Origin of the sequence: Chitinophaga sancti, assembly GCF_034424315.1 — a bacterium.
GTDB classification, from domain to species: Bacteria; Bacteroidota; Bacteroidia; order Chitinophagales; family Chitinophagaceae; genus Chitinophaga; species Chitinophaga sancti.
This window is the reverse complement of record NZ_CP139972.1, coordinates 351,857-374,786: the sequence shown is the minus strand read 5'-3', so window position 1 is coordinate 374,786 and position 22,930 is coordinate 351,857. Positions and strand designations below refer to the sequence as shown.

The following is a 22,930-nucleotide window of genomic DNA, read 5'->3' as shown; positions in this document are numbered from 1 at the left end:
ATAGCTATATGTAACAAAAGTTACTTTCAGCATCTTCGCCAGATGATAGTTTTGTCTCCAGATGAAAACTATTTAATTAAAACCACCATTTTGATTTATGAAGTATCTGATTATTGGTGCAGTAGCAGGAGGAGCATCAACTGCCGCCCGGTTAAGAAGATTAGATGAGCATGCTGAAATTATTATTTTTGAAAAAGGCGCATATATTTCTTATGCTAATTGCGGCCTTCCCTATTACATCGGAGATGTGATCAAAGACAGGAATAAACTCTTTGTACAAACCGCCGCTTCTTTTACAAAACGTTTTAATATCGACGTAAGGGTCAATTCTATCGTCACTTCTATTGATCCTGCCCGTCAGACCCTGACTGTTTTTCACCATCCATCGGGTAATACTTACGAAGAAACTTACGATAAATTAGTAATTTCTGTAGGTGCGGAACCTATTCGTCCGCCGCTGCCAGGGATTAATAACGAAAATGTATTTACGCTCAGGAATGTAGTAGATACAGATATGATCAAAAGCCACATTACAAAGGCAAATATCAGGAAAGTAGTCATTGTGGGTGCTGGCTTTATTGGGCTGGAAATGGCAGAAAATATTCATGGTCTCGGTATTGAAGTTGAGATCGTGGAAAGAGGGCCGCAGATCCTGGCACCTTTGGATTTCCCCATCGCAGCAATCATTCAGCAACATATCAGGAAGAAAGGAATCACCATGCACCTGAATGCTGCGGTGGCTGCTTTCAATAGAAACGAAGTGGTGCTGGATAACAGGGATGTGATTGAAACAGATATGGTAATTCTCTCTATCGGTGTGAAGCCGGATCTGCATCTTGCTACAGAAGCAGGTTTGGAAACCAATAAAGGAATAATTGTCAATGAATACCTGCAAACCTCTGATCCTAATATTTATGCTGTAGGCGATGTGATCGAGTTCGACAATCCGCTGACAGGCAATGCCAGTGTAACGACACTTGCCGGACCTGCAAATAAACAGGGCCGTATCGTGGCGCATAACCTGGCATTTGGAAATACGCAGAAATATAATGGCTCTATCAATACAGCTATCCTCAAGGTTTTTGATATGACAGTGGGTACTGCTGGTATTGCATCCAAACACCTGAAGGCCGCTGAGACCGAGCATATTGTTTCAACGACACATGGAGTTTCTCACGCAAGTTACTATCCCGGCTCCAAACAGATGACCATTCAGATTTCCTTTACGCCAACTGACGGACGGTTGCTCGGAGCACAGATTGCCGGCTATGATGGTGTTGATAAGAGATTGGATATATTCTCTACCCTTATACAGCAGGGCAAGACCATCTATGACCTGATTGAGTTTGAGCAGGCATATGCGCCGCCGTTTTCTTCTGCAAAGGATCCGATTAATATTGCGGGTATGGTAGCGGAAAATATTCTCTTAAAGAGATTGCAGGTAATTTACTGGGATGACCTGGAGAACCTGGATTTCTATGAAGATGCATTGATTGATGTACGTACACCGGACGAATATGAAATGGGGCATGTGAAAGGTTCATTGAATATTCCCCTGGATGAGTTGAGGGGAAGACTGTCAGAGATACCAAAGGATAAGGATATATATATTTATTGTGAGGCAGGATTGAGAGGCTACCTGGCACAAAGGATCTTATTGCAGAGTGGATTTAGCAGGGTGTGGAATATGTCAGGAGGGTTCAGAACCTGGAAGATCTGTATGAAAGAGAGTTAAAAAAGAAAGCCAATAAAAGAAGAAAAGATTGTCTCAAAAGTTCAGATGACTTTTGAGACAATCTTTTTTTATCTGATCCATTCAAATGCATTCCGATGAATAATAATCCAGCCGTCTTTCTCCATCTTCTTCATGAGGCGACTGATCACTTCCCTGGAAGAATTTAAATCTGCTGCTATTTCCTGGTGGGTAAGCTTTATATGCCGGCCCATGGTGCGGACCCGTTCTTTGATGTAATGTTCCAGTCGCTCATCCATCTTCTTAAAAGCAATGGCGTTGACAGTATGCAACAAATCTTCATATCGGGCACGCCAGGTTCTGATCACAAAGTAATGCCAGCTTTTGTATTTGCCCAGCCATTCATCCATATACTCCAAGGGGATGATCAATACACTTACATCAGTCATCGCTTTTGCGAGTACCTGGCTGTTCTCCTGTCTGTACGTGCAGACCATAGAAATAGCACAGGCTTCGCCAGGCTCGATATCATACATGAAGAATTCATTGCCTTCATCGTCCTCCTGGTAAAGCTTTACAATACCTTTTAAGATGAGCATGGTATAGCGGATGGTCTGGCCTTTTTTTAAAAGTACCGTGCCGGCAGGCATCTCGCGGATTTCCCCGTGTTGTTCTATTTCTTTATATAATTCCTCTTCCAGTTCCGGAAATAGCTGTCTGAGTGAATATTGTTCTTCCATATTCCTAATGTTACTATGTGGAAAGTATCTGTTATGTGGTTAAAGTTACAATTTGATTTTCAAGCCACCATTAACTATGAATCCATCCAGCGGGGCTAAAAAGAGTATGACCCCTTTATACCCAAACGGTCTACCGGGGCTAAATTAAAATAATCATGAAATACAAGCAAACGAATCATTATTTATATCTTTGAATACATGAGACTCAGAATTGCCACCCTAACAGATTTAGATGCTATCACTGCCCTTGAAAATATTTGCTTTCCTCCAAATGAAGCGGCAAGCCGAACTACATTTATTAAACGCTTACAGTCTTTCCCCGATCATTTCTGGGTATTGGAGATTGATGGAGTGCTGGTAGGGTTTATCAATGGGATGGTGACAAATAATGAGACGATTAAAGATGAAATGTTTGCAAATGCGAATTTGCATGATGATAACGGGAAATGGCAGAGCGTATTTGGACTGGCAGTCGCGCCGGAATGGAGAAGACAGGGCCATGCAGAACGGCTGATCAGGCATTTAATTGAAAAAGCAAAAGCGGAAGAGAGATTAGGTGTCACACTGACGTGTAAGGAGTTGCTTGTACCTTATTATGAAAAATTTGGCTTTGCAGACGGGGGGATTTCCACCTCCGCGCACGGCGGGGAAGTGTGGCGGGATATGAGGATCAGGTTTTAAGTTAACTTACTTATTCCTGGCTTCTCATATGGATATTAATCCTTACAACATTTCTTTAAGCCCGGTGATATTGGTGGATAGTTTCTCTCTGAGGCGGCTGTTGGATAGATGGCTATTTTTTGCCACGACTATTATTCCGGAAATAAGATTTAGAAAGCCTTTGGAGCAGTCGTCCAAAGGCTTTCTAAATTTTTACTTATGAGGCTGTGCGCCCATTTTCAAATGAAGCGTTCCGCCATTTACAATATCCTTGTAAGGGATTTTATCTGTAGGCTTGCCGTTTAAACTGGCTTCCTGTATATACATATTATTCGCACTATTGCCTTCTGCTGTGATCACAAAAGGTTTCTTCGCACCATTAATCGTGATCTTGTCAAACAATGGGCTTGCCAGCTGGAAAGACGCATCCGGTGCAGTCAGCCCTTTTACATCAAACAGGCCAATTCCGGCCAGCACATACCAGGCACCCATCTGACCCTGATCTTCGTCCTGACCATACCCATAACCATGAATACCCTCGGTACCATAGAAATCATTACAGATCGCACGTACCCATTTCTGCGTCAGATCAGGTCTGCCAGAGAAATTGAACAACCAGGAGATGTGCAGGTTAGGTTGGTTACCCTGATTGTATAATCCTTTCAATCCGGCAAAGGCATCGATCTCCTTGCCACCACCAAAAATGTTTTCCTGTGAGATAGTGAAGATACTGTCAAGACGACGGTTAAATACATCTTTGCCGATCAGGTTCACCAGTTGTTCCGGTTCGTGTGGTACAAAGAAGGTATACTGCCATGCATTGCCTTCCTGGAAGCCTACCCATGGAGCGGCCGGATCAAAGTTTTTTATAAAGTCGCCCTTCAGATCGCGGGGACGTATAAACTTGATACTGGAATCATACAGGAGTTTCCAGCCCTGGGAGAGTTTCATTAACTGCTCGTAATCTTCATGCTTGCCGAGTGACTTTGCGAACTGCGCTACGGCATAACTGCTGAAGCAATACTCCAGGGTATGAGAGGTACCAAATTGAGAGCCTTCAGTAGTCAGTTCTCTTGTAGCCTGGTCTTCATTGTTGATGTAGGGGCAGAAACCTCTTTTTACAAATGCACCTACATCCATTTTACCAGCACCGGGCGCCCTGTTTACATAACCGGTTTCGTTTTTCAGGGCAGCTTCGTAAGCGAGTTTCACGTCGAAATCGCGGATGCCAATATTATAAGCAGCAGCAATTACAAGACCGGTGAAGTTCGTACCTACACCAGATACATATTTACCTGCAGCCAGACCATCTGCCAGCCAGCCGGTTTCTTTGTAGATAAGTAGCTGACCTTTGATGAAGTCTGCATAGTATTCAGGATAAGCAATGGCCCACACTGGTGTGAGGTTCCAGTAGCCGCCCCAGATAGCATCGGTGTTATAGAAAGCATGATCCGCCTTACCGATGGTACCGTCATTTCTTGGATATGCGTTGTTTACATCGCTGGCAAGACCACGGCCTAATAAGGCGTGGAAGAGGCCTGTATAGAATTTTACGCGGTCAGTTTCCAGGCCACCTTCTACAGCAATACGACCCAATTTCTCATTCCACTGATCATGAGCTTTCGTTTTTGCCTGATCGAAAGTGAGGTCCTTTGCTTCGGTATCCAGGTTCAGTCTTGCGTTTTCAACTGAGGTATAAGATAATCCTACCTTGATGTTTACCTGTTCATCAGCAGTGGTTTTGTAAGTGAGGTAGATGCCAGCACCTTTACCTTTTACTTCTTTTGAATTGGGTGTAGCGACGCTGTCAATGAAGGTACCATAAGCAGCAGGTGCCTTATCCAGTGCGGCGGAAAAGTACATAGGTACGGTCGCATCTGCCTGGTATTTCTTTACGTATTCAGGTTTGGTGATGACATAGCCTTCGATGCGGTTGCCGTCTACGAGTTTTACTTCTGCATCCACAACTGGACCACTTTCGCCCATGCGGTGACCAATGTCAAAAATAATGTTGGAAGAATCAGACTTCGGGAAAGTATAGCGGTGAAAACCTACCCTGGCAGTAGCGGTCAATTCTGCTTTGATGTTGTAATCTTTTAATAAGACGCTATAATAACCGGCAGTAGCGTTTTCGTCTTTGTGATCAAAGCGGGAGCGGTAGCCGCTTTCAGGGTCTTCCATTTTCCCTGGCGTGGTTTGTAATTTTCCGGTAGTAGGGGCAAATACGATACCGCCGACCTGGAATTCATGGAAGTTAGGGAAGCCTTCGATTGAGGTATGACGTTCGTCATAACCTACAGCTTCCCAGCCGTCTTTGTTGCCATAGCTACCATTGGTAGATGGTGCGAGTTTAGCCATGCCGAAGGGGATAGCGGCGGGTGTGTAGAAAAAGTAGCGGCTATGAGCAGTCCCAATGTTTGGTTTTACATACTTTGTATAGTCTTCAGTTGGTGGTTGCGTTCCTTTGCATGCTGCAAACAGGCAAAAGGACAAATAAAACAGTTTTTTCATCTGGTGATTTAATTTTTGCATGATCGAACTATGAGCGCACGCAGACATCGCTAATGCAGGATGTGCATCAGGAGCCTATAGGCGCAATGAATATATTTTATCGCAGCCGGTGCATCATTGCACCATATGCAATTGCAATAAATAAAAACAGGAAAGCACAACAGCCAAATGCTGCCGACAATGAAACGTGGTGTGCTATGAACCCTAATAAAGCGGGGCCTGCCAGTTGGCCGGCATACCCCATCGTACTGATAGCTGGAATTGCTACGGCTGCAGGAACTGTCTGCAGATGACCCCCATCACTAAAGAATACAGGAACGATATTAGCAGCGCCAATACCTAATAAAATAAACCCTACCAGTACAAGATACACAGTAGGACTGAATATTGCCAATAATAATCCACCAGCGGCAATCAAACTTCCACCTACTACAATCACCCGGCTGCTGAATTTCTCCACCAGGCCGTCTCCCAATAAACGCATGACGGCCATGGCAACAGAAAAAGCAGCGTAACCAGCACCACTAAATGCGGCTGACATTCCCTTATAATCGCGCAGGTAGACGGCGCTCCAGTCCAGCATGGCCCCTTCGGATAAAAACGAGGAGAAGCACATGATGCCCAGAAAGATTACGCTGCCCCGAAGCCAGGCGTATCTGCGGGCCTGGACTTTGGATTCCGTTGTTTGTTCCGTTTCTTTTTCTAAAAGATGTTTATGCTGAAAGAGCGCAATTATAATAAGTAAAATAGAGATACTAATGGCCGCATACAAAGGAGACAGGCCACCTTTGACAAGGAAACCCAGGCCCAGTGAACCGGCGAGGCCCCCTACGCTGAAAAGACCATGTAAGGACGACATGATCTTCCGGCCATACAATTTTTGTACCTGTACGCCCTGGGCATTCATGGCTACATCGATAGAACCTACTGAGGCACCGAACAGGAAGAGTAATACAGCCATGAGGTATACAGAGCTCACGACCACCAAAAGTGGCAGAAAAAAGGCCATTAAAAGCGCAGAAGCAGTAATGACAATCCTGCTGCCATATTTATTGATGAAGATACCGGTTAGGGGCATGATCAGGAGGGCACCAAAACCAAGAAATAAGAGCAATAATCCAAGATGGCCTTCGTGGAGACCAAGACGGTCCTTGGCATAGGGAACCATAGGTGCCCAGCTGGCGATTCCTAACCCACAAACGAGAAATATTAATTGCGTGGCATGACGTGCCCGTCTTAATTGCATATTAAGAGAGTTGAGACCTGAATAAAGTGCAATAATATGCAATTATGCATACAACCGCAAGCCTTTGCTTAAATTTTAAGCAATAGTAATATGCTTAATAATAAAGTACCGGGCAGGGTGTTTTAAACGATGTAATTGGTGTACTACAGCAGCACGATCATAATCAACCTGTCTGAATGAAATGCTATAACCCTTTTCGTTAGCATCCAGAATGGCGTAACAGGCTTTGCGGTTAGGGAGTAACGAGAGACTGATGGCACCAGGATTGGCAACGTAGATACCCTGAATATCCCTTTCAAAAGGTATGTGTGTATGACCAACACAAACGAAGTCTGCCTTACAGCCTGTAAATAAATCACCTGGTGCAGTTTCAGGTTTTATACCATCGCCATCATCTTTTCCCGGCGCAGCATGAACGGCGAGGAAACGCGTACCATCGGGCAAGGTGTATTCAAAGTCCAGTGGCAACTGACTAATGGTATCGAACCAGCCACCAGCAGTGATCATCCCTTGTGTCCAGGCAAAAGTATTTGCGACTTCCACAAGGGCTGGTAATAATCCGGGGTTATTCTTTGCAGCTTCAATAGTGGGTGCCGGACGATCGTTGTGGGTAACATAGCGATCGGTGTTGCCCCGGATCATTTGCAAACCGTTTAAGGTGTGCAATCTTTCCATGACACCAACAGGGTCAGGCCCCAGGGCGACCAGGTCACCCAGTACCCAATAGGCATCTGCATCCGGAATGTCTTGTAAAACCGCGTCCAGCGCGGCACTGTTTCCATGAATATCAGCTAATAAAGCAATCCTCATAGATGTATATTACGAAATTTTGTATTATCGTAGCAACGAAGCGTGAACGTATATAAGGAGCATGGTCAACCTATCGATCCAAGATCGGGGCTGTTAATATAACCGAAACCTTACACTACCTCCGAATACAATAGGTGTAGTATCCGTAATGATGACCGCTTTATCATAGGGCATTTCAGGAGCAGGTGCTTCGAATGGTGTTGGTGATTGGTTAGAGCGCTTACATAAACTATTTTATCGAAGATTCTCTCACAATCAATGTTGTCTTTAAACTTTTCTTCTCCGGCTTATACTCTTCTCCCTTCGCGATCGCCTCCAGCAGTATCCCCGCCGCAGATCGCCCTATATCCGCCACCGGCTGCTGCACTGTAGTTAATGCCGGATCTATCACCTCCCCGCTTGGTTCGTTACTAAAACCCACTATCCCTAATGCTGCCGGTATCTTTATCTTCCTTTTCTTCGCAACCAACATCAATTGTATCGCCACCGGGTCATTCACACAAAACACTGCATCCGGCGGATTCTTCAGGTTTAATAGCTGTTCTGCACAGCTGATCGCATCCTTCTTCGACAAATTACAATGCACCACCAGCTCCGTCTTAAAAGGCAATTTATACTTCGCCAATGCATCCTTATACCCCCTCAGCCTGTTGTGCGTGATCAGCAATGCCGGAGGTCCGCCGATATGCGCGATATTCCTGTACCCATTTTTAATCAGGTGTTCCACTGCTTTCAACGCACCCTCATAATCATTCACCAACACCTTCGAAGTATCCATCTCATCGCACACCCGGTTAAAAAACACTACTGGTATTCCATGCTTTTCAAATGCCTTAAAATGATCAAATTTCTTCGTCTCCCTTGTCATGGAGATCAGTACACCATCTACCCTGTTTGCCAGCAACACATTGGCATTCGCCACCTCTGTTTTGTACGACTCCTGCGATTGCATAATAATTACATGATACCCCGCCTCCGCAGCCACCTGCTGTGCGCCCATAATTATAGTGGGAAAGAAATAGGTAAGAAACTCAGGTACAATAATCCCGATCGTATTAGACTTACTGTTCACCAGGCTTTTAGCCAGCAGGTTCGGTTGGTAATCCAGTTGTCTCGCCATCTCGAGCACCGCGTCGCGGGTCTGCGGATTAATATCCGCATGTTCATGCAATGCCCTGGACACTGTAGATTTAGAAACGTTCAGTGCTTTGGCAATATCAACGATGGTAGTCATGTGCTTCTTATGCTTCATGTCTGCTGTCGTTTCATGCGGCAGGGTAAAATAGATATTACAATCTTTACAAAAATATCGCTGTTTTCCCCTTACGATCCCCGACTTGGTAATCGCGTGCACATGCTTGCACCTGATACATTTTATCATTCAGAATATTTAAATTTTAAAGATGCCTACCGGAATCGTTTGCGGTAGATTCCATTGTCCTGACCCTTCCATTCTTTAAGATTCTTCTATAACATTGCATTACCACTTATGAATCACGTAAAGATGTTCTCGTTATGAAAAAAACAAGCCCCTTGTTTTCGTTGTTGTTATTATTTATCCTTGTTCCACTTTGCATCCATGCACAATCGCTGGTACCTGTCATTACAGGAAAAGTGACGGATGAAAAAGGACAGGCATTGCCTGGTGCTACTGTTGCCATAAAGGGTACTTCCAAAGGAACCCTAACCAACAATACCGGCATGTTCACACTCAAAGATGTAGCTGCCAATTCAATCCTCCTCATCACCTTCCAGGGTTATGAAAATACTACGGTTGACATTCGCGGTCAGGCTAAAATTACAGTGACATTAAAAGCCGATATCAGTAAACTGGGCGATGTGGTAGTAGTAGGTTATGGTACACAAAAAAAGATCGCTTCCACCGGGTCTATCGCTTCTGTAAAAGGTGCAGACATTACTCAAACACCAGTCACTAACGTGGCGCAGGGTCTTGCTGCACGGGTACCCGGGGTACAGATCACGCAGAACAATGCGGCCCCCGGTGGTAATATCAGTGTGCGCATACGCGGTACAAACTCTATCAATGGCAGCTCTGAACCACTCTACATTATCGATGGTATCCAGATCTCCAATAGTGGTGGCGTTGGCGATGTAAGTCCCCTCTCTACGATCAATCCAAACGATATCGAATCTGTCGAGATCCTGAAAGATGCCTCCAGCACTGCCATCTATGGCGCAAGAGGTGCAAACGGGGTGGTTCTCATCACCACCAAACGTGGAAAAAGCGGCGCGACACGTGTTCAACTGGACATGTACAGAGGTATTCAAAATATTACCAAAAAACTGAACATGCTCAACGCAACGGAGTTTGCAAAACTGGAAAACGATATCTATAACTCACAAATTTATACTGATCCGGCTTCCCTGGGTGCAGGTACGAACTGGCAGAATGTAATCTACCGACAGGCAAATGTGCAGAACTACCAGGCTTCCGTAAGCGGCGGGTCAGACAAAACCCAGTTCTCCCTCTCCGGCAATTTCTTCGATCAGGAAGGTATTATTATTTCTTCAGAATTCAAACGCTATTCCTTACGAACCACGCTCGATCATACCATCAGTGATCATTTTAAAGTGGGAACCAGCGTGCTTACAAGTTATACGATCAATAATAATATCCCTACAGGGATCAACTCTATCGACGGCCCACTGGTGACCCAGAGTATTGTGGGCGCTACATTAGGCGCACCTCCTACCCTCGTGCCCTATAAAGAAGACGGCTCCGTGTATCCGTTCGCGGACCAGTTCAAGGGCCGCTACCGGGAAGTGAGCAATCCGGTAGGGCTGGCACAGATCACAAACCGTAATATCATCAGGCGTACCCTGGCAAATGTATATGGAGAGGCAAAGATCCTTAGCGGGCTTACCTATCGCGCGTCCTTCAATGCTGACGTGGCGAATACGCTGAATGACTATTACTCCCCCATCTACATCCTGGGAAAAGCAGAAGTGAATGCCAACTCTGGTCAGGCTGCCAAAGGGAATGTAAATACGACCAACTGGCTCCATGAAAGCATCCTTACCTACAACCATGATCTCGGTGCACACAACATTAAGTTCACCGGGGTATATGCTATACAAAGTAATTTATACAATGACAATAGCATCAATGCAAATGGCTTTCCTAACGATGCCACTGCCAATGAAGCTGTGCAGTTAGCCGTGAACAGAACAGTGAGCAGCAACCGCTCTAAAGAGTCACTAAACTCTTATATGGGGCGTATCAACTATGGCTATGCCAATAAATATTTCCTGGATGTGACAGCCCGCTATGATGGCGCCTCTAAATTCGGGGAAAATCATAAATGGGGCTTCTTCCCTGCGATAGCCGGTGCATGGCGCATCATCGAAGAACCCTGGGTAAAAGACAGCCGCCTATTCAGTGACCTGAAATTAAGAGTCAGCTATGGACGGACAGGTAATGCAGGTGCAATCTCTCCTTATCAATCGCTCGCGCTCGAAGGTTCCGGTAGCAATTACCAGTTCAATCATATCTATACCGTAGGCATCAGTCCTTCCGGCATACCGAACGTAGACCTGCGATGGGAGAAATCCACGCAGGCAAATATCGGCCTGGATATGAGCTTCTTTGAAGACAGGTTAGCGCTGACAGCTGATATCTATAATAAGAAAACGAAGGATCTCCTGTTTGTAAAAAACCTCCCGCTGTCATCAGGCTATAGTGCTATCACGGGCAACTTTGCCAGCATCCGAAACAAGGGTATTGAACTCGCGGTGAATGGCAGGATCCTTACCGGCAGGTTCAAATGGAACATGAACGCGAACGTATCAGTAAACCGGAATGAGTTGCTAAGCCTGGAAGGCGGCGTGAATGAATATGTGTTAAGCCCCTATAGTGTGCTGCGCGTAGCCCAGCCCCTGGGGATCTTTAAAACCTATGTATTTGATGGGATCTATCAAACCGGAGAAACTGTGCTGCCCGGCAGCGGCAGCAGAACCGGCGGAGTGAAAGTAGCCGACCTGGACAAAGACGGACAGATCACGGGGAACGACCAGACCATTACCGGTAATGCAAATCCTTCTTTCATCTTTGGCTTATCTTCTAATTTCAGTTACCGCAATTTTGATCTGTCTTTCTTCCTCTCGGGTGTGCAGGGAAATAAGGTATTCAATTTAAGCCGGTACACCTTTGAGAACGGGCTTGGTGGCAGAAATGTACTGGCAGGACTGGTGGACAGATGGTCGGCTACCAATCCTAACAATGAATACGCCAGCGGGTTTCAGGGAGGCAGACTACCTGTATCTGACCGCTTTATTGAGAATGGTTCTTATATCAGGATGAAGAATATTACGCTGGGATACAGGTTGCCAAATATTAAGCACATCACAAGTGCGAGAATTTACATCAGCAGTAACAACCTCTTTACGATTACCAATTATAGCGGGTATGATCCGGAAGTAAACTCCTTTGGCGGATCCAATACTTTGATAGGCGTGGACAACCTCGTTTACCCTATGGCAAGATCATTCCTCGTTGGTTTACAGGTGGGCCTTTAAAAAATTACTATTATGAAAAACATCCAATATTATATCTTCATTTTCCTGGTGTGTGCTTCGTGTAACAAGCTGGAGGAAACGCCATATTCCAGCATCTTCACAGAGAACTTCTACAAAACAGCATCCGATGCAGAAGCCGCACTGACAGCGGTGTACGGGCCGATGGTCAATTTGTATAACACCGCAGGTACAGCAGCGTCTGACTTCAGCGCTGATCAGATTTATCCAAGACCGGTAGTAGGCAGGGATACTTATACCCTATTCAGTTACGACCCGAATTATACAACCCAAAAGAGCTTTAGCAGGCAGGCGGAATCTCCCCAGCAAATCTGGCAATCCTGCTATTCAGGAATTGAGAAAGCAAACTGGGTATTGCTGAAAGTGCCCGCTACAAATATGGATACAGTACGCAGAAGTGTGATCCTGGGCGAGGCTTATTATATGCGTGCCTATTATTTATGGACCCTGGCAAGAAACTTCGGAGATATAGTCGTAAAGACATCACCAAGCACCAGTATTGATACTGCAATCGTAGGCAAGTCTACACAGGCAGAAGCCTTCAAACAGGTATACCTTGACCTGGACCAGGCGATCCTCAGATTGCCATCTTATTCTGCAAATATTCAGAAAGGAAGACCTTCCAAAGAGGTAGCCCTGGCACTCTATGCCAAAACGGCCCTGTATGCGCAAGACTGGCCAACAGCGCTGAACCAGGCAAAGCTGGTACTGAGCTCAGGAAAGTATAGCCTGATGACGAATGTACTGGATGTATACGACGTATCGAAAGAAGATGCGGCAAGACAGGAAAACATGTGGGCCTTCGAATGTGAGAGTACCTCACCGGGTTTCTCTACACAGATCATTAGTCTGTATGGTCCTAAGAACAGTGATGGTCCGGCTTATGCAGCTACTTCCTATGGTTCCGCGTTTGTTTACCAGGCTTTCTTTGATTCATTTAATCCACTCGACAAAAGGAGAAAGCTCCTCGATACAAATTATATCAATAAACTCGGCCAGGTAGTAGCGCAGAAAGACATTACCCCTATCACCAAACACGGTGTATTACTCAGGAAATACATGGACCCGAATTCAGTAGGTGGTAGTGGTGCAACCAATATTCCTATTCTCAGACTGGCAGATGTGTATCTTATCGCGGCCGAAGCGGCAGCCCGCCAGGATGGGCCGTCTACCGAATCTTATGGTTATATCAATACTGTGAGAACCAGGGCAGGATTACCTGATCTGACCGCAGGGCTGGACAAGGCGCAGTTTGTAGACTCCGTATTACAGGAACGCAGCTGGGAACTCTTTGGCGAAGGTGACCGCTGGTATGACCTAACGAGAACGAATACTTTTTTACAGGTCATACCATCAGCAGTTAATGATGTATTTCCTACCCGTTCACCACAGAAAAAGCACCGTTACTTCCCGATTCCATTGGATGAGATCAATGCAAATCCTAAATTGGAACAAAATTCTGATTGGAAATGAAATGGATCTTATTCTCAATGCTCTTTTCTGTAAATGCGATGGGGCAAACGATTTTTTTAGCCGCAGGGCAAAGTAATGCAGTGGGTATGGCAGATAGCGCGGCTTCCGTACAATGTGTGCCCGGTACGGCCTTTGAATACAGGTATGGCGCGAACACACTGGTCCACTTAAAGGATCCTGTTGGCGCTCCTGACCTGAAATTTGAAAACGCGCAAACGGGAAGTGCATGGCCGGCATTTGCCAAAGCCTATCATGAGCTGACAGGTAAAAAAGTAGTGATCGTACCGGCCGCCAGAGGAGGTAGCTCCTGTTCCTACAAAGCTGAACTGGAAGAAAATGGCACCTGGGATACAACAGGACGGCTGCTCCTATTTGATAGTGCTTTGGTTAAGGCAAGAGCTGCGATGAAACTTTGTAAAAAGCCAATAGCAGGGATCCTATGGAGCCAGGGAGAAAGAGATGCCAATGCAGTAAATGCAAGCCAGCTGACACCAGCCGAATACGAGGAACAGTTTGTAAAACTGATTGGCCGCTTCAGGAAAGAACTGGGAGCGAAGCTGCCATTTTATATCATACAAACGGGACATTTCACCGGGCATTCCAATGTTGGTTTTGATGGTATCAGGCAAGCCCAGGAGCACGTGGCCACCCGTTTGAAAAATGTGTACATCGTGTATTCTCAGACAACAGACTTTGAGAAAAAAGGCTGGATGCAGGATCCTATCCATTATAACCAGACAGCATTGAATGAGATTGGCGCGGTGATGGCACGACAGGTTGTACTTAAAGAAAAAAAGAAAACATGAGACTAATATGTTTACTGATATGTATGCCATTCCTGCTCTTTGGGCAGCGAAAAAATGATCATAGCCTGAATAGTGAATGGCGCTTTGCAGCAGACCCTGTAAAGGTGGGCGAACAGGAACATTGGCAGGACACTGCTTTTGCTTCCGGCAGTTTTGATAAAGTCAAAGTGCCTCATTGCTTTTCTACCGACCCCAGGTGCTTTTTCTATACAGGTACGGCCTGGTACTTTAAGCAATTTACAGGTAGTGTGTCCGGAGATGAGCATGTATTTTTACGCTTTGATGCTATATTTTATCAATCAAAAGTATGGCTCAATGGAGTCCTGCTAGGTACGCATGAAGGCGGGTATACGCCCTTTGAATTTGACGTGACCACTTTACTGAAAACACGGAATACACTGGCCGTACAGGTAGATAATAGCTGGGATACAACGACCATTCCGGGAGCTAAGACCTATGCGCCTTATTCTTCTGCAGCACAAAGACAGGTATTTCCCTGGATCAATTATGGGGGCATTACAAGGCCGGTGCATTTAATCAGCAAACCGGCTGTCCATATCAGTAATACAAAAATCACAGCTACGCCGGATGGCGCTGTTCATATAAAAGCCTTTGTCAGAAATAGCGGTAAGACACCCGCAAATGTTAAGTTGAATGTGAATGTGCTGAAATATAAATTTTCATCGTATGAAGTAAAAGTAGCAGCAGGGGCATCGGAAACAGTGGAGCTTTCCGGCACCCTGCCTGCCGCTGAGATCAACCTTTGGTCACCGGACGCACCAAACCTCTACACGGCCATCATTAGCTGTGGTAAGGATACTGTTCAACCCCGCTTTGGATTTCGAAAAGTGGAACTGCGTGGTACAAAACTGTTGCTGAATGGTGAACCAATTAAAATGGGCGGCTGTAACCGGCCACTGGATTATCCAGGTTATGGTTCTATGGATCCGCAGGAAGTGTTAGCAAAAGACCTCACCATGATCAAGAGCGCCGGTATGGAGCTTTCCCGGATCAGTCACTACCCGGTATCAGAAGCCCTGCTGGAATGGGCAGATGAACATGGCCTGCTGATCATTGAAGAGGCGGGCAACTGGCAGATGACAGGAAAGCAAATGAATGATACCAGTATGCGGCGGAAGTATCAATCACAGTTAAGAGAAATGATGGAGCGCGACTGGAACCATCCCTGTGTGATAGCATATAGCGTGGGCAACGAATTTCAGTCACAATCGGAAGAAGGAAAATCCTGGGTACGGGATATGAGTGCTTATGTAAAAACACTGGACAATACAAGACTGATCACCTTTGCAAGCATGCTCTTAGGGCATGAGGAACTGACAAAAGCAGAAGATGAGGCGTCTCAATATGTAGATTTTGTGAGTGCAAATATCTACAGCAATCATTTAAAAGTATTGCAGCATATACACCAGCTCTATCCTGATAAACCGGTTTATGTAAGTGAATTCGGGATCCGCACCGATGCAGTAAAATCAGAAGAAGAACGCATTGCACACCTGCAAAAAGCGATGGAAGATTTCAGGAAATGTGATTACCTGATCGGCGCTTCTGTGTGGACCTTTAACGATTACTTTAGCCGTTTCCCCGGCACAAACCCCAATGGTTACCGGCCCTGGGGCCTGGTAGAACCAGACAGAACACCCCGGGGCATGTACCTTGCCTGGCAGGAAGAATTTGCCCCCGCTACAATTGAACTGATTAAAAACAACGGAGACCATGCTAATATTCGTATCACAGCAAGAAAAGATTTCCCTGCTTATACGATGAAAGGTTACAGGTTAACATGCAATGGTACATCATATACCCTCAATACACTGCATCCTGGAGAGAGCATGCTGATTGACATCCCGCTGGCGGGAGCAACGGCAGACATCACCCTGATCAAACCGGGCGGCTATACCATCATGCAAAAAACACTTAAATAAATGATCAGATCAGAAAGCACAGAAAAACGTTCCTGCCCCCTCGTAATACTGGAGGCCGGGTTGATTGTCACGGGTGGAGGTTTGTCAGGCATTTGCTGTGCGGTAACAGCTGCCAGGGAAGGATTGAAAGTCGTACTGGTACAGGACAGAAGTGTGCTGGGCGGAAATGCAAGTAGTGAAATCCGTTTATGGATACTGGGCGCCACATCGCATATGGGGAATAATAACCGCTGGGCCAGAGAAGGTGGCGTAGTAGATGAGATCCTCGTGGAAAATACATATCGGAACCCGGAGGGAAATCCGGTAATACTGGATTCAATACTGTTAGATAAGGTAACGGCAGAACCCAATATAACCCTACTCCTGAATACAGTAGTATATCATGTAGAGAAAAAAGATGCTGAAACGATCTCTTCATTGAAGGCCTTTTGCAGCCAGAACCAAACAACGTATGAGCTGAGAGCCTCCCTCTTCTGCGATGCATCTGGTGACGGAGTTGTTGGATTTCTTTCAGGGGCGGCATTCAGAATGGGTGCAGAGCCGATGGAAGAATTCAATGAACTGTTTGCCCCATCAAAAAGTTATGGCGAGTTGTTAGGACATTCCCTCTACTTTTACTCTAAAGATACAGGCAAGCCGGTACGATTCGTGCCACCATCTTTTGCGCTGATGGATATTACGGAAATTCCGAAGTTCAAAAGCTTCAATGCACAGGAGTTTGGCTGTAAATTATGGTGGATTGAATATGGGGGCAGAATGGATACGGTGCATGATACGGAGAAAATCAAATGGGAACTCTGGAAAATTGTATATGGTGTATGGAATTATATCAAGAACAGCGGGAACTTCCCGGAGGCAGAGACGCTAACACTGGAATGGGTGGGAATGATTCCCGGAAAACGCGAAAGCAGGCGTTTTGAAGGTGATTATATCCTGAAGCAGCAGGATGTAATAGAGCAGCGTATGCATAATGATGCAGTGGCATTTGGTGGCTGGAGCCTCGATCTGCATCCTTCAGACGGTGTATATTCTGCACAGCCGGGCTGTACGCAGTGGCACAGCAAAGGAGTATACCAGATACCTTATCGCTGTTTGTATTCAAAGAATATTAAGAACTTATTTTTAGCAGGTCGTATTATCAGCGCATCACATGTGGCCTTTGGATCATCCAGGGTGATGGCGACAAGTGCGTATGTGGCGCAGGTAGCAGGTATGGCAGCCGTGTTGTGCACGGAAAAAAGCGTTGTGCCGGCTACGGTAGATGTTCCCTTATTACAGGAAAGACTGGCGGGCAGTGGACAGTACATTCCTTTTTTTTCCTATAAGGATTCAAAAGACCTGGTACAGACGGCTACAATAAAAGCAAGTAGTGAGCTGGCATTAGATGGATTGGAGGAAGATAGTGAGCCGGAGCCACTGGAAATTGCGGTAGCGCAGATGTTACCAGTGCAGACGGGATCACTCCCTGTATTTGGTTTGAATGCTTATTGTGATGTACCGGCTACATTGCTGGCTGAAATAAGGATTTGCTCGCGCAGGGGGAGCTATACACCAGATACAAGCCTGGTGTCTTTTGAATTCAATCTCGTACCCGGGAAAAATAACATTCAACTGGCAAATGATTTAGTAATAACAGAAGGACAGTATATATTCGTCTTATTGCATAAGAATCCATTAGTGCGGGTGAGCAGATCTTTTAAAAGAATAACTGGCATTTTATCTGTATTCAATACGATTAACCCGGCGGTATCTAATTATGGCAAGCAGGCTGCACCAGCTGGAATTGGGATAGATAGCTTTGAGTTCTGGGTAGCGCAGCGCCGACCTGCGGGCCAGAATATAGCGTTGTCGTTGGACAGGCCATTGACTGATTTTGGTGCTGAAAATATCCGGAATGGCACAGCAAGACCCACTACGCAGGCAAATGCATGGGTGGCCGCTCTTTCAGATAAAGCACCCACATTAACCTTAACCTGGAATGAGAAGAAACCTGTTAGAAAGCTTATCTTATCATTTGATACAGATTTTGATCATCCGATGGAATCCGTGTTAATGACGCATCCTGAAAATGTGATGGTGTTCTGTGTGAGAGACTATATAATTTATGATGATGCGGGGGAAGCGATATATGAAAAGAAAGGGAATTACCAGACGAGGAATGTAATTATATTTCCGGAGCCAGTGAATACAAGTAGTCTCAGCATCCGGTTCACACATCCTTCGGAACATACGCCGGCGGCAGTTTTTGAAGTGAGGGCTTATTAGACATTTTGAATTCCACGCGTTTATGAAAAAGATCAACCTCTTCATGATATGTCTGCTTTATAGTGTAGCTATAAATGCGCAGACGGTAACATTGACCGGTAAGCAATTACGCATTGTATGGCAGCAGACATCCGGGGGCTGGAAAGTTAAGGATTTCCGTTATGCCAATCAGCCTGTAGCAATACCTTCTGGAGAATATACCATATTATATTCAGCAGATAAACCAGCAGATACATCCGGCATTCACTTTCAGCGGGCTAACGGACTGCCCTGGCCGGATACAAATTATCATTACCAGATCAACGCATGGAAACAAGCGACTACGCCAGTGGCACTGAATACTGCCGGGCAAGCCATCCATTTTTATCCTTCACAGGCAAAGCAGGTATCACCAACGGAAGTCGTGTTTACCTGGGCCTCGGATCAGGCTACACTAACCGCCACCTGGACCCTGGATCCTCAATATGAAGGGGATATCAGGGTAGCCCTGCATGTGGAATGCAAAAAGCCCGGCTATTATTCTGTGTGCAGCCCCAGCGCGGTAACCATCGATAAACAAGACCTGGCCTGGGCTGTAATGCCGGGATATTTCCAGGGGAATGAATTTGGGAAAAATATGGTGCTGAGTTATGCCTATGGCCAGGGTATACCAGAGATGCCTGTGCTATACAGGGAACGCTGCGCCAGCTCCTTCTGCCCTATCATTACCACGAAGGAAAATATTTCCCTCGCTGTGATTCCCGATCCCGGTTCCGGACGCGACCCCTGGGAAAGCGATCATAATACCCACCAGCTATGGCAGCTGGCCCTTTCACATCTGAACAGGCGGGCAGCGCTTTCCCCTACAATGTACTACCCGGTATTGGGTGAACCCGGCTCATTGAAGCAACAAGGCGACAAAATCAATTATAGCTACCGTTACAGCCTTCAAAAAGGCGAATGGCATCATTTGCTCACTCATGCCGTAAACGACGTTTACGGGTTTAAAAAGGCCCTTTCTCTGCGTAAAAACAAGCAGACCCTCACCAGCAGGGTTGAACAGATGCATCATTACCTGCGGGATAGGAAGACTTCATTATGGAATATCAAAGATTTTCATGGACTGACAATCGGGGGACAATCTTATTTGGGAGGAGTGGTCGGATCAAAGGGAGATGCGATCAAAAATGCGGACTACGGAGCAATGTGGATGCTCGCGAATACCAGCGGGGATCAGTTTTTAAAAGATAGTGTGCTGCCTTATGCTCTGAATTTCAAACTGGCACAGCAGCAGACTAATCCCGGATTCTTTCAGGGGGCTGCCACGGGGCAGTATTACCTTTCAGCAAGCCAGGTATTTACAGAAGAATGGGGAGATTTTGTAGAGCCGGTAAGCCTTACCTATTATGTAATGCTGGATCTCGGGAACATCATACTGTTTGAGCCTGGGAATGACACGTTGAAAAACAGGCTGGCATTGGGAGCCGATCTCTTATTGAAATGGCAGAAACCGGACGGCAGCTGGGAGGTGGCGTATGACAGGCATACACTGCAACCTTTATTTACCGACCTCAAAGACCTGCGACCTACTTTTTATGGCCTGATGGTAGCCTACCGGATCCTTCACAAGGAGGCATACCTGAAAGCTGCCCGGAAAGGTGCTGACTGGTTTATTGAAAATGCTGTCAACAAGGGCCACTTTATCGGGGTATGCGGAGATGCGCGGTATGCACCGGATTTCGCAACAGCACAATCGGCACAGGCGCTATCAGATCTGTATGACCTGACCGGGGATAAGAAATACCAGGAAGCAGCAATTCGTACAGCAAGGATGTACCTGACTGCTGTTTATACCCAGCCCCTGCCTTCTTCAAAGATAAAAACAGTAAAAGGTGTGCCACGCGAAGACTGGCAGATCTCACAGGCGGGATTGAGTTTTGAGCATGGAGGAATCATTGGTTCTGCGAATGGTGCAGGCCCGATCATGTTGTGTAGTCATGCAGGGATGTTTGTAAGAATGTTTCAGCTGACCGGTGATAGTCTTTTTATTGAAATGGCCAGGGCAGCAGCAATCGGCAGAGATGCCTTTGTGGATTCAGCTACAAGTGTCGCCACTTACTACTGGAATGCGATGAACAAAGGAGCTGGCCCCTATCCTCATCATGCCTGGTGGCAAGTGGGATGGATCACTGATTACCTGCTGTCAGAGGCACAGTTAAGATCAGGGAATCAGATCGTCTTTCCAAGAGGCTTCGTAACACCAAAGGTAGGACCGCATGAATCCTATGGCTTTGCAGCAGGAAAGATCTATGGAGAGGAAGCTAAATTAGTTTTACAGGAAGGACTGGTGGAGTGTGATAATCCGAATGTGGAGTATATCATAGGGAAGAATGCGCAAAAGACCTTTGTGGTATTGCTGAATGACCTGGGAGAAAAAGTAACAGCAAAGATTAAGGTGAATACCTCCGCGGCACAAATCACAGATATGCAAACCGGGAAAAAGATCCGTGATTTAAATATGGTGATGCCCGGTTATGGAATAAAAGTATTGATGATACAATAACAATTAAAATATTCGAATGTCGCAACTGGATTTTATCGTCATGGGAGTTTTTGCTCTTCTGGTATTGGGTATTGGGATGATGTTTACCCGGGTAGGCAGCAGGAACTCATCTGCATTCTTTGAAGCCGGTGGTGCTACGCCCTGGTGGATCAATAGTATCTCGTTATTCATCAGCTATTTCTCAGCAGGTACATTTGTAGTCTGGGGTTCTATTGCTTATAAAAGTGGCTTTGTAGCCAATGGTATTCAATTGACTATGGTATTCGGGGGCATGCTGGTGGCCCTCTTTATTGCTGCCAGATGGAAACGTACCGGCGCAGTAACAGCTGCTGAATACATTGGGAAACGATTGGGAAAGAATACCCAAAAGTTCTATACCTTCCTGATTATGCTGCACGGCCTGTTTACGACCGCTTCTGTATTGTACCCTGTAGGGAAAATGGTGAGCGTGGCCACTCCCCTTTCCCTGAATACCTGTATATTAATTATCGGTGGCATCATCGTATTGTACACCTCCGCAGGAGGCTTATGGGCTGTGCTGGTAACGGATGTGGTACAGTTCGTAATTCTCACTGCAGCAGTGATGATCGTGATTCCAATGGCACTCAGGGAAGCAGGTGGCATCCACTCCTTTGTCAACAAGGCACCTGATGGCTTTTTCAATTTCTTCAATGCAGAATATTCATTTGGATTTTTCCTGGCCTTCCTGGCTTATCAAACGGTATACATAGGCGGCAACTGGGCCTATGTACAGCGATATACCAGTGTATCTAATGAACGTAATTCGAAGAAAGTGGCCTGGCTGTTCACCTTATTATATTTTGTAAGTCCGTTTATATGGATGCTGCCACCTATGTTGTACAGGGTGATCAATCCTACCCTGAGTGGACTGCAACCAGAAGGTGCTTATATGATGCTGTGTCAGCAGGTACTGCCAGCTGGTTTGATCGGGTTGGTATTGTCTGGTATGATCTCTGCCAGCGCAAGTAAGGCGAATACAACGATCAATATCATGGCCGTCGTGTTTGCCCATGATGTATACAAGAAAGCAATTAATCGCAATGCAAGTGAGCAATCACTGGTACAGGCGGCAAGGTTCTTCACCGTATTATTTGGTGCAATCACCATCGGGATTGCAATGATGGTACCCATGATAGGGGGAATTGTGGAAATGGTGCTGGCCACGGCCTCCATTGCCGGTGGTGCATTGTTCGCGCCCATTATCTGGACATTGTATTCAAAACGGCAAACTGCTACTTCAGTGATCAGTGCATCTCTGTGTGGACTGGTAATTAGCCTCGGTCTGAAACTGTTTGGAGGCAGGATGGACCGGGTGTGGGAAACGGCATTAGGAGTAGGTATTCCAATAATTGTATTATTGCTTTGGGAGATCTATTACAGCCTTACCAATAAGGAAGCGGCTCCACATTTATTACAACCAATAACAGTGACAAATACTGAAAATGAAAATAAAGATGCAAAAGCGCAGAATCAATTTGGAATGAAAGTAATCGCATCAGCGATTGCAGTAGTAGGCGCTGGTATTGCGATCCTGGGATTCGTTGCTACAGGTGGAACGGTGGCGCTGTATACGGGATTAGCAATAACGGTATGTGCTATACCATTATTCCGGGTGGCTAAGAATTAAGGTTGAATCATAAGTAAAATGAAGTTCCTGAGAATCGCT

At 45.8% G+C, this 22,930-nt stretch carries 14 protein-coding genes; 9 read left to right on the top strand and 5 right to left on the bottom strand.

Annotated elements, in window-relative coordinates; translation table 11 throughout:
* The first annotated feature begins 97 nt into the window (after positions 1 to 97).
* On the top strand, positions 98 to 1,735 hold the full coding sequence (locus tag U0033_RS01290) for an FAD-dependent oxidoreductase (RefSeq protein ID WP_072357405.1): 1,638 nt from the start codon (positions 98 to 100) through the stop codon (positions 1,733 to 1,735).
* Between the two features lie 68 nt (positions 1,736 to 1,803).
* On the opposite strand, the gene U0033_RS01285 is transcribed toward U0033_RS01290, so the two are convergent.
* A complete protein-coding gene (locus U0033_RS01285) occupies positions 1,804 to 2,433 on the bottom strand; it encodes a Crp/Fnr family transcriptional regulator (protein ID WP_072357404.1) in 630 nt (209 codons plus the stop codon).
* Between the two features lie 198 nt (positions 2,434 to 2,631).
* On the opposite strand from U0033_RS01285, the gene U0033_RS01280 reads away from it, so the two are divergent.
* Complete coding sequence (locus U0033_RS01280; RefSeq protein ID WP_072357403.1) at positions 2,632 to 3,114, top strand: GNAT family N-acetyltransferase; 483 nt, start codon at positions 2,632 to 2,634, stop codon at positions 3,112 to 3,114.
* Between the two features lie 192 nt (positions 3,115 to 3,306).
* Here U0033_RS01280 and U0033_RS01275 read toward each other — a convergent pair whose 3' ends face one another.
* From U0033_RS01275 to U0033_RS01260, 4 genes are all read right to left on the bottom strand, one after another.
* On the bottom strand, positions 3,307 to 5,604 hold the full coding sequence (locus U0033_RS01275; RefSeq protein WP_072357514.1) for a GH92 family glycosyl hydrolase: 2,298 nt from the start codon (positions 5,602 to 5,604) through the stop codon (positions 3,307 to 3,309).
* A 97-nt stretch (positions 5,605 to 5,701) separates the two neighbouring features.
* Entirely contained in the window at positions 5,702 to 6,850 is a 1,149-nt protein-coding gene (locus tag U0033_RS01270; RefSeq protein ID WP_072357402.1) for an MFS transporter, read from the bottom strand.
* A gap of 75 nt (positions 6,851 to 6,925) precedes the next feature.
* The gene (locus U0033_RS01265; protein ID WP_072357401.1) at positions 6,926 to 7,660 is read right to left on the bottom strand and encodes a metallophosphoesterase family protein; all 735 of its coding nucleotides are present in this window, start codon (positions 7,658 to 7,660) and stop codon (positions 6,926 to 6,928) included.
* 229 nt (positions 7,661 to 7,889) lie between these two features.
* Positions 7,890 to 9,041, bottom strand: a complete 1,152-nt coding sequence (locus tag U0033_RS01260) for a LacI family DNA-binding transcriptional regulator (RefSeq protein ID WP_072357400.1) — start codon at positions 9,039 to 9,041, stop codon at positions 7,890 to 7,892.
* Positions 9,042 to 9,175: 134 nt separating this feature from the next.
* Here U0033_RS01260 and U0033_RS01255 point away from each other — a divergent pair, with 134 nt between their 5' ends.
* The 7 genes from U0033_RS01255 to U0033_RS01225 are packed head-to-tail and all read left to right on the top strand — an operon-like array spanning position 9,176 to position 22,891.
* The gene (locus tag U0033_RS01255) at positions 9,176 to 12,196 is read left to right on the top strand and encodes a SusC/RagA family TonB-linked outer membrane protein (protein ID WP_072357399.1); all 3,021 of its coding nucleotides are present in this window, start codon (positions 9,176 to 9,178) and stop codon (positions 12,194 to 12,196) included.
* A gap of 12 nt (positions 12,197 to 12,208) precedes the next feature.
* Positions 12,209 to 13,687, top strand: a complete 1,479-nt coding sequence (locus U0033_RS01250; RefSeq protein ID WP_072357398.1) for a RagB/SusD family nutrient uptake outer membrane protein — start codon at positions 12,209 to 12,211, stop codon at positions 13,685 to 13,687.
* Complete coding sequence (locus U0033_RS01245) at positions 13,684 to 14,493, top strand: sialate O-acetylesterase (RefSeq protein WP_072357397.1); 810 nt, start codon at positions 13,684 to 13,686, stop codon at positions 14,491 to 14,493. Before U0033_RS01250 ends, U0033_RS01245 begins: the two co-directional genes overlap by 4 nt.
* A complete protein-coding gene (locus U0033_RS01240) occupies positions 14,490 to 16,436 on the top strand; it encodes a glycoside hydrolase family 2 protein (RefSeq protein WP_072357396.1) in 1,947 nt (648 codons plus the stop codon). The genes U0033_RS01245 and U0033_RS01240 overlap by 4 nt, the downstream gene beginning before the upstream one ends.
* The gene (locus U0033_RS01235) at positions 16,437 to 18,701 is read left to right on the top strand and encodes an FAD-dependent oxidoreductase (protein ID WP_072357395.1); all 2,265 of its coding nucleotides are present in this window, start codon (positions 16,437 to 16,439) and stop codon (positions 18,699 to 18,701) included. It abuts the gene before it with no gap.
* 22 nt (positions 18,702 to 18,723) lie between these two features.
* Positions 18,724 to 21,243, top strand: coding sequence for a glycoside hydrolase family protein (locus tag U0033_RS01230; RefSeq protein WP_072357394.1), 2,520 nt, complete (start codon positions 18,724 to 18,726; stop codon positions 21,241 to 21,243).
* Positions 21,244 to 21,259: 16 nt separating this feature from the next.
* Positions 21,260 to 22,891, top strand: a complete 1,632-nt coding sequence (locus U0033_RS01225) for a sodium:solute symporter family protein (protein ID WP_072357393.1) — start codon at positions 21,260 to 21,262, stop codon at positions 22,889 to 22,891.
* The last annotated feature ends 39 nt before the right edge of the window (positions 22,892 to 22,930 follow it).

Bases quoted from the DNA above. Each gene is read 5' to 3' on its own strand.
- U0033_RS01290 (WP_072357405.1), top strand. From the start codon at position 98: ATGAAGTATCTGATTATTGGTGCAGTAGCAGGAGGAGCATCAACTGCC.
- U0033_RS01285 (WP_072357404.1), bottom strand. From the start codon at position 2,433: ATGGAAGAACAATATTCACTCAGACAGCTATTTCCGGAACTGGAAGAG.
- U0033_RS01280 (WP_072357403.1), top strand. From the start codon at position 2,632: ATGAGACTCAGAATTGCCACCCTAACAGATTTAGATGCTATCACTGCC.
- U0033_RS01275 (WP_072357514.1), bottom strand. From the start codon at position 5,604: ATGAAAAAACTGTTTTATTTGTCCTTTTGCCTGTTTGCAGCATGCAAA.
- U0033_RS01270 (WP_072357402.1), bottom strand. From the start codon at position 6,850: ATGCAATTAAGACGGGCACGTCATGCCACGCAATTAATATTTCTCGTT.
- U0033_RS01265 (WP_072357401.1), bottom strand. From the start codon at position 7,660: ATGAGGATTGCTTTATTAGCTGATATTCATGGAAACAGTGCCGCGCTG.
- U0033_RS01260 (WP_072357400.1), bottom strand. From the start codon at position 9,041: ATGATAAAATGTATCAGGTGCAAGCATGTGCACGCGATTACCAAGTCG.
- U0033_RS01255 (WP_072357399.1), top strand. From the start codon at position 9,176: ATGAAAAAAACAAGCCCCTTGTTTTCGTTGTTGTTATTATTTATCCTT.
- U0033_RS01250 (WP_072357398.1), top strand. From the start codon at position 12,209: ATGAAAAACATCCAATATTATATCTTCATTTTCCTGGTGTGTGCTTCG.
- U0033_RS01245 (WP_072357397.1), top strand. From the start codon at position 13,684: ATGAAATGGATCTTATTCTCAATGCTCTTTTCTGTAAATGCGATGGGG.
- U0033_RS01240 (WP_072357396.1), top strand. From the start codon at position 14,490: ATGAGACTAATATGTTTACTGATATGTATGCCATTCCTGCTCTTTGGG.
- U0033_RS01235 (WP_072357395.1), top strand. From the start codon at position 16,437: ATGATCAGATCAGAAAGCACAGAAAAACGTTCCTGCCCCCTCGTAATA.
- U0033_RS01230 (WP_072357394.1), top strand. From the start codon at position 18,724: ATGAAAAAGATCAACCTCTTCATGATATGTCTGCTTTATAGTGTAGCT.
- U0033_RS01225 (WP_072357393.1), top strand. From the start codon at position 21,260: ATGTCGCAACTGGATTTTATCGTCATGGGAGTTTTTGCTCTTCTGGTA.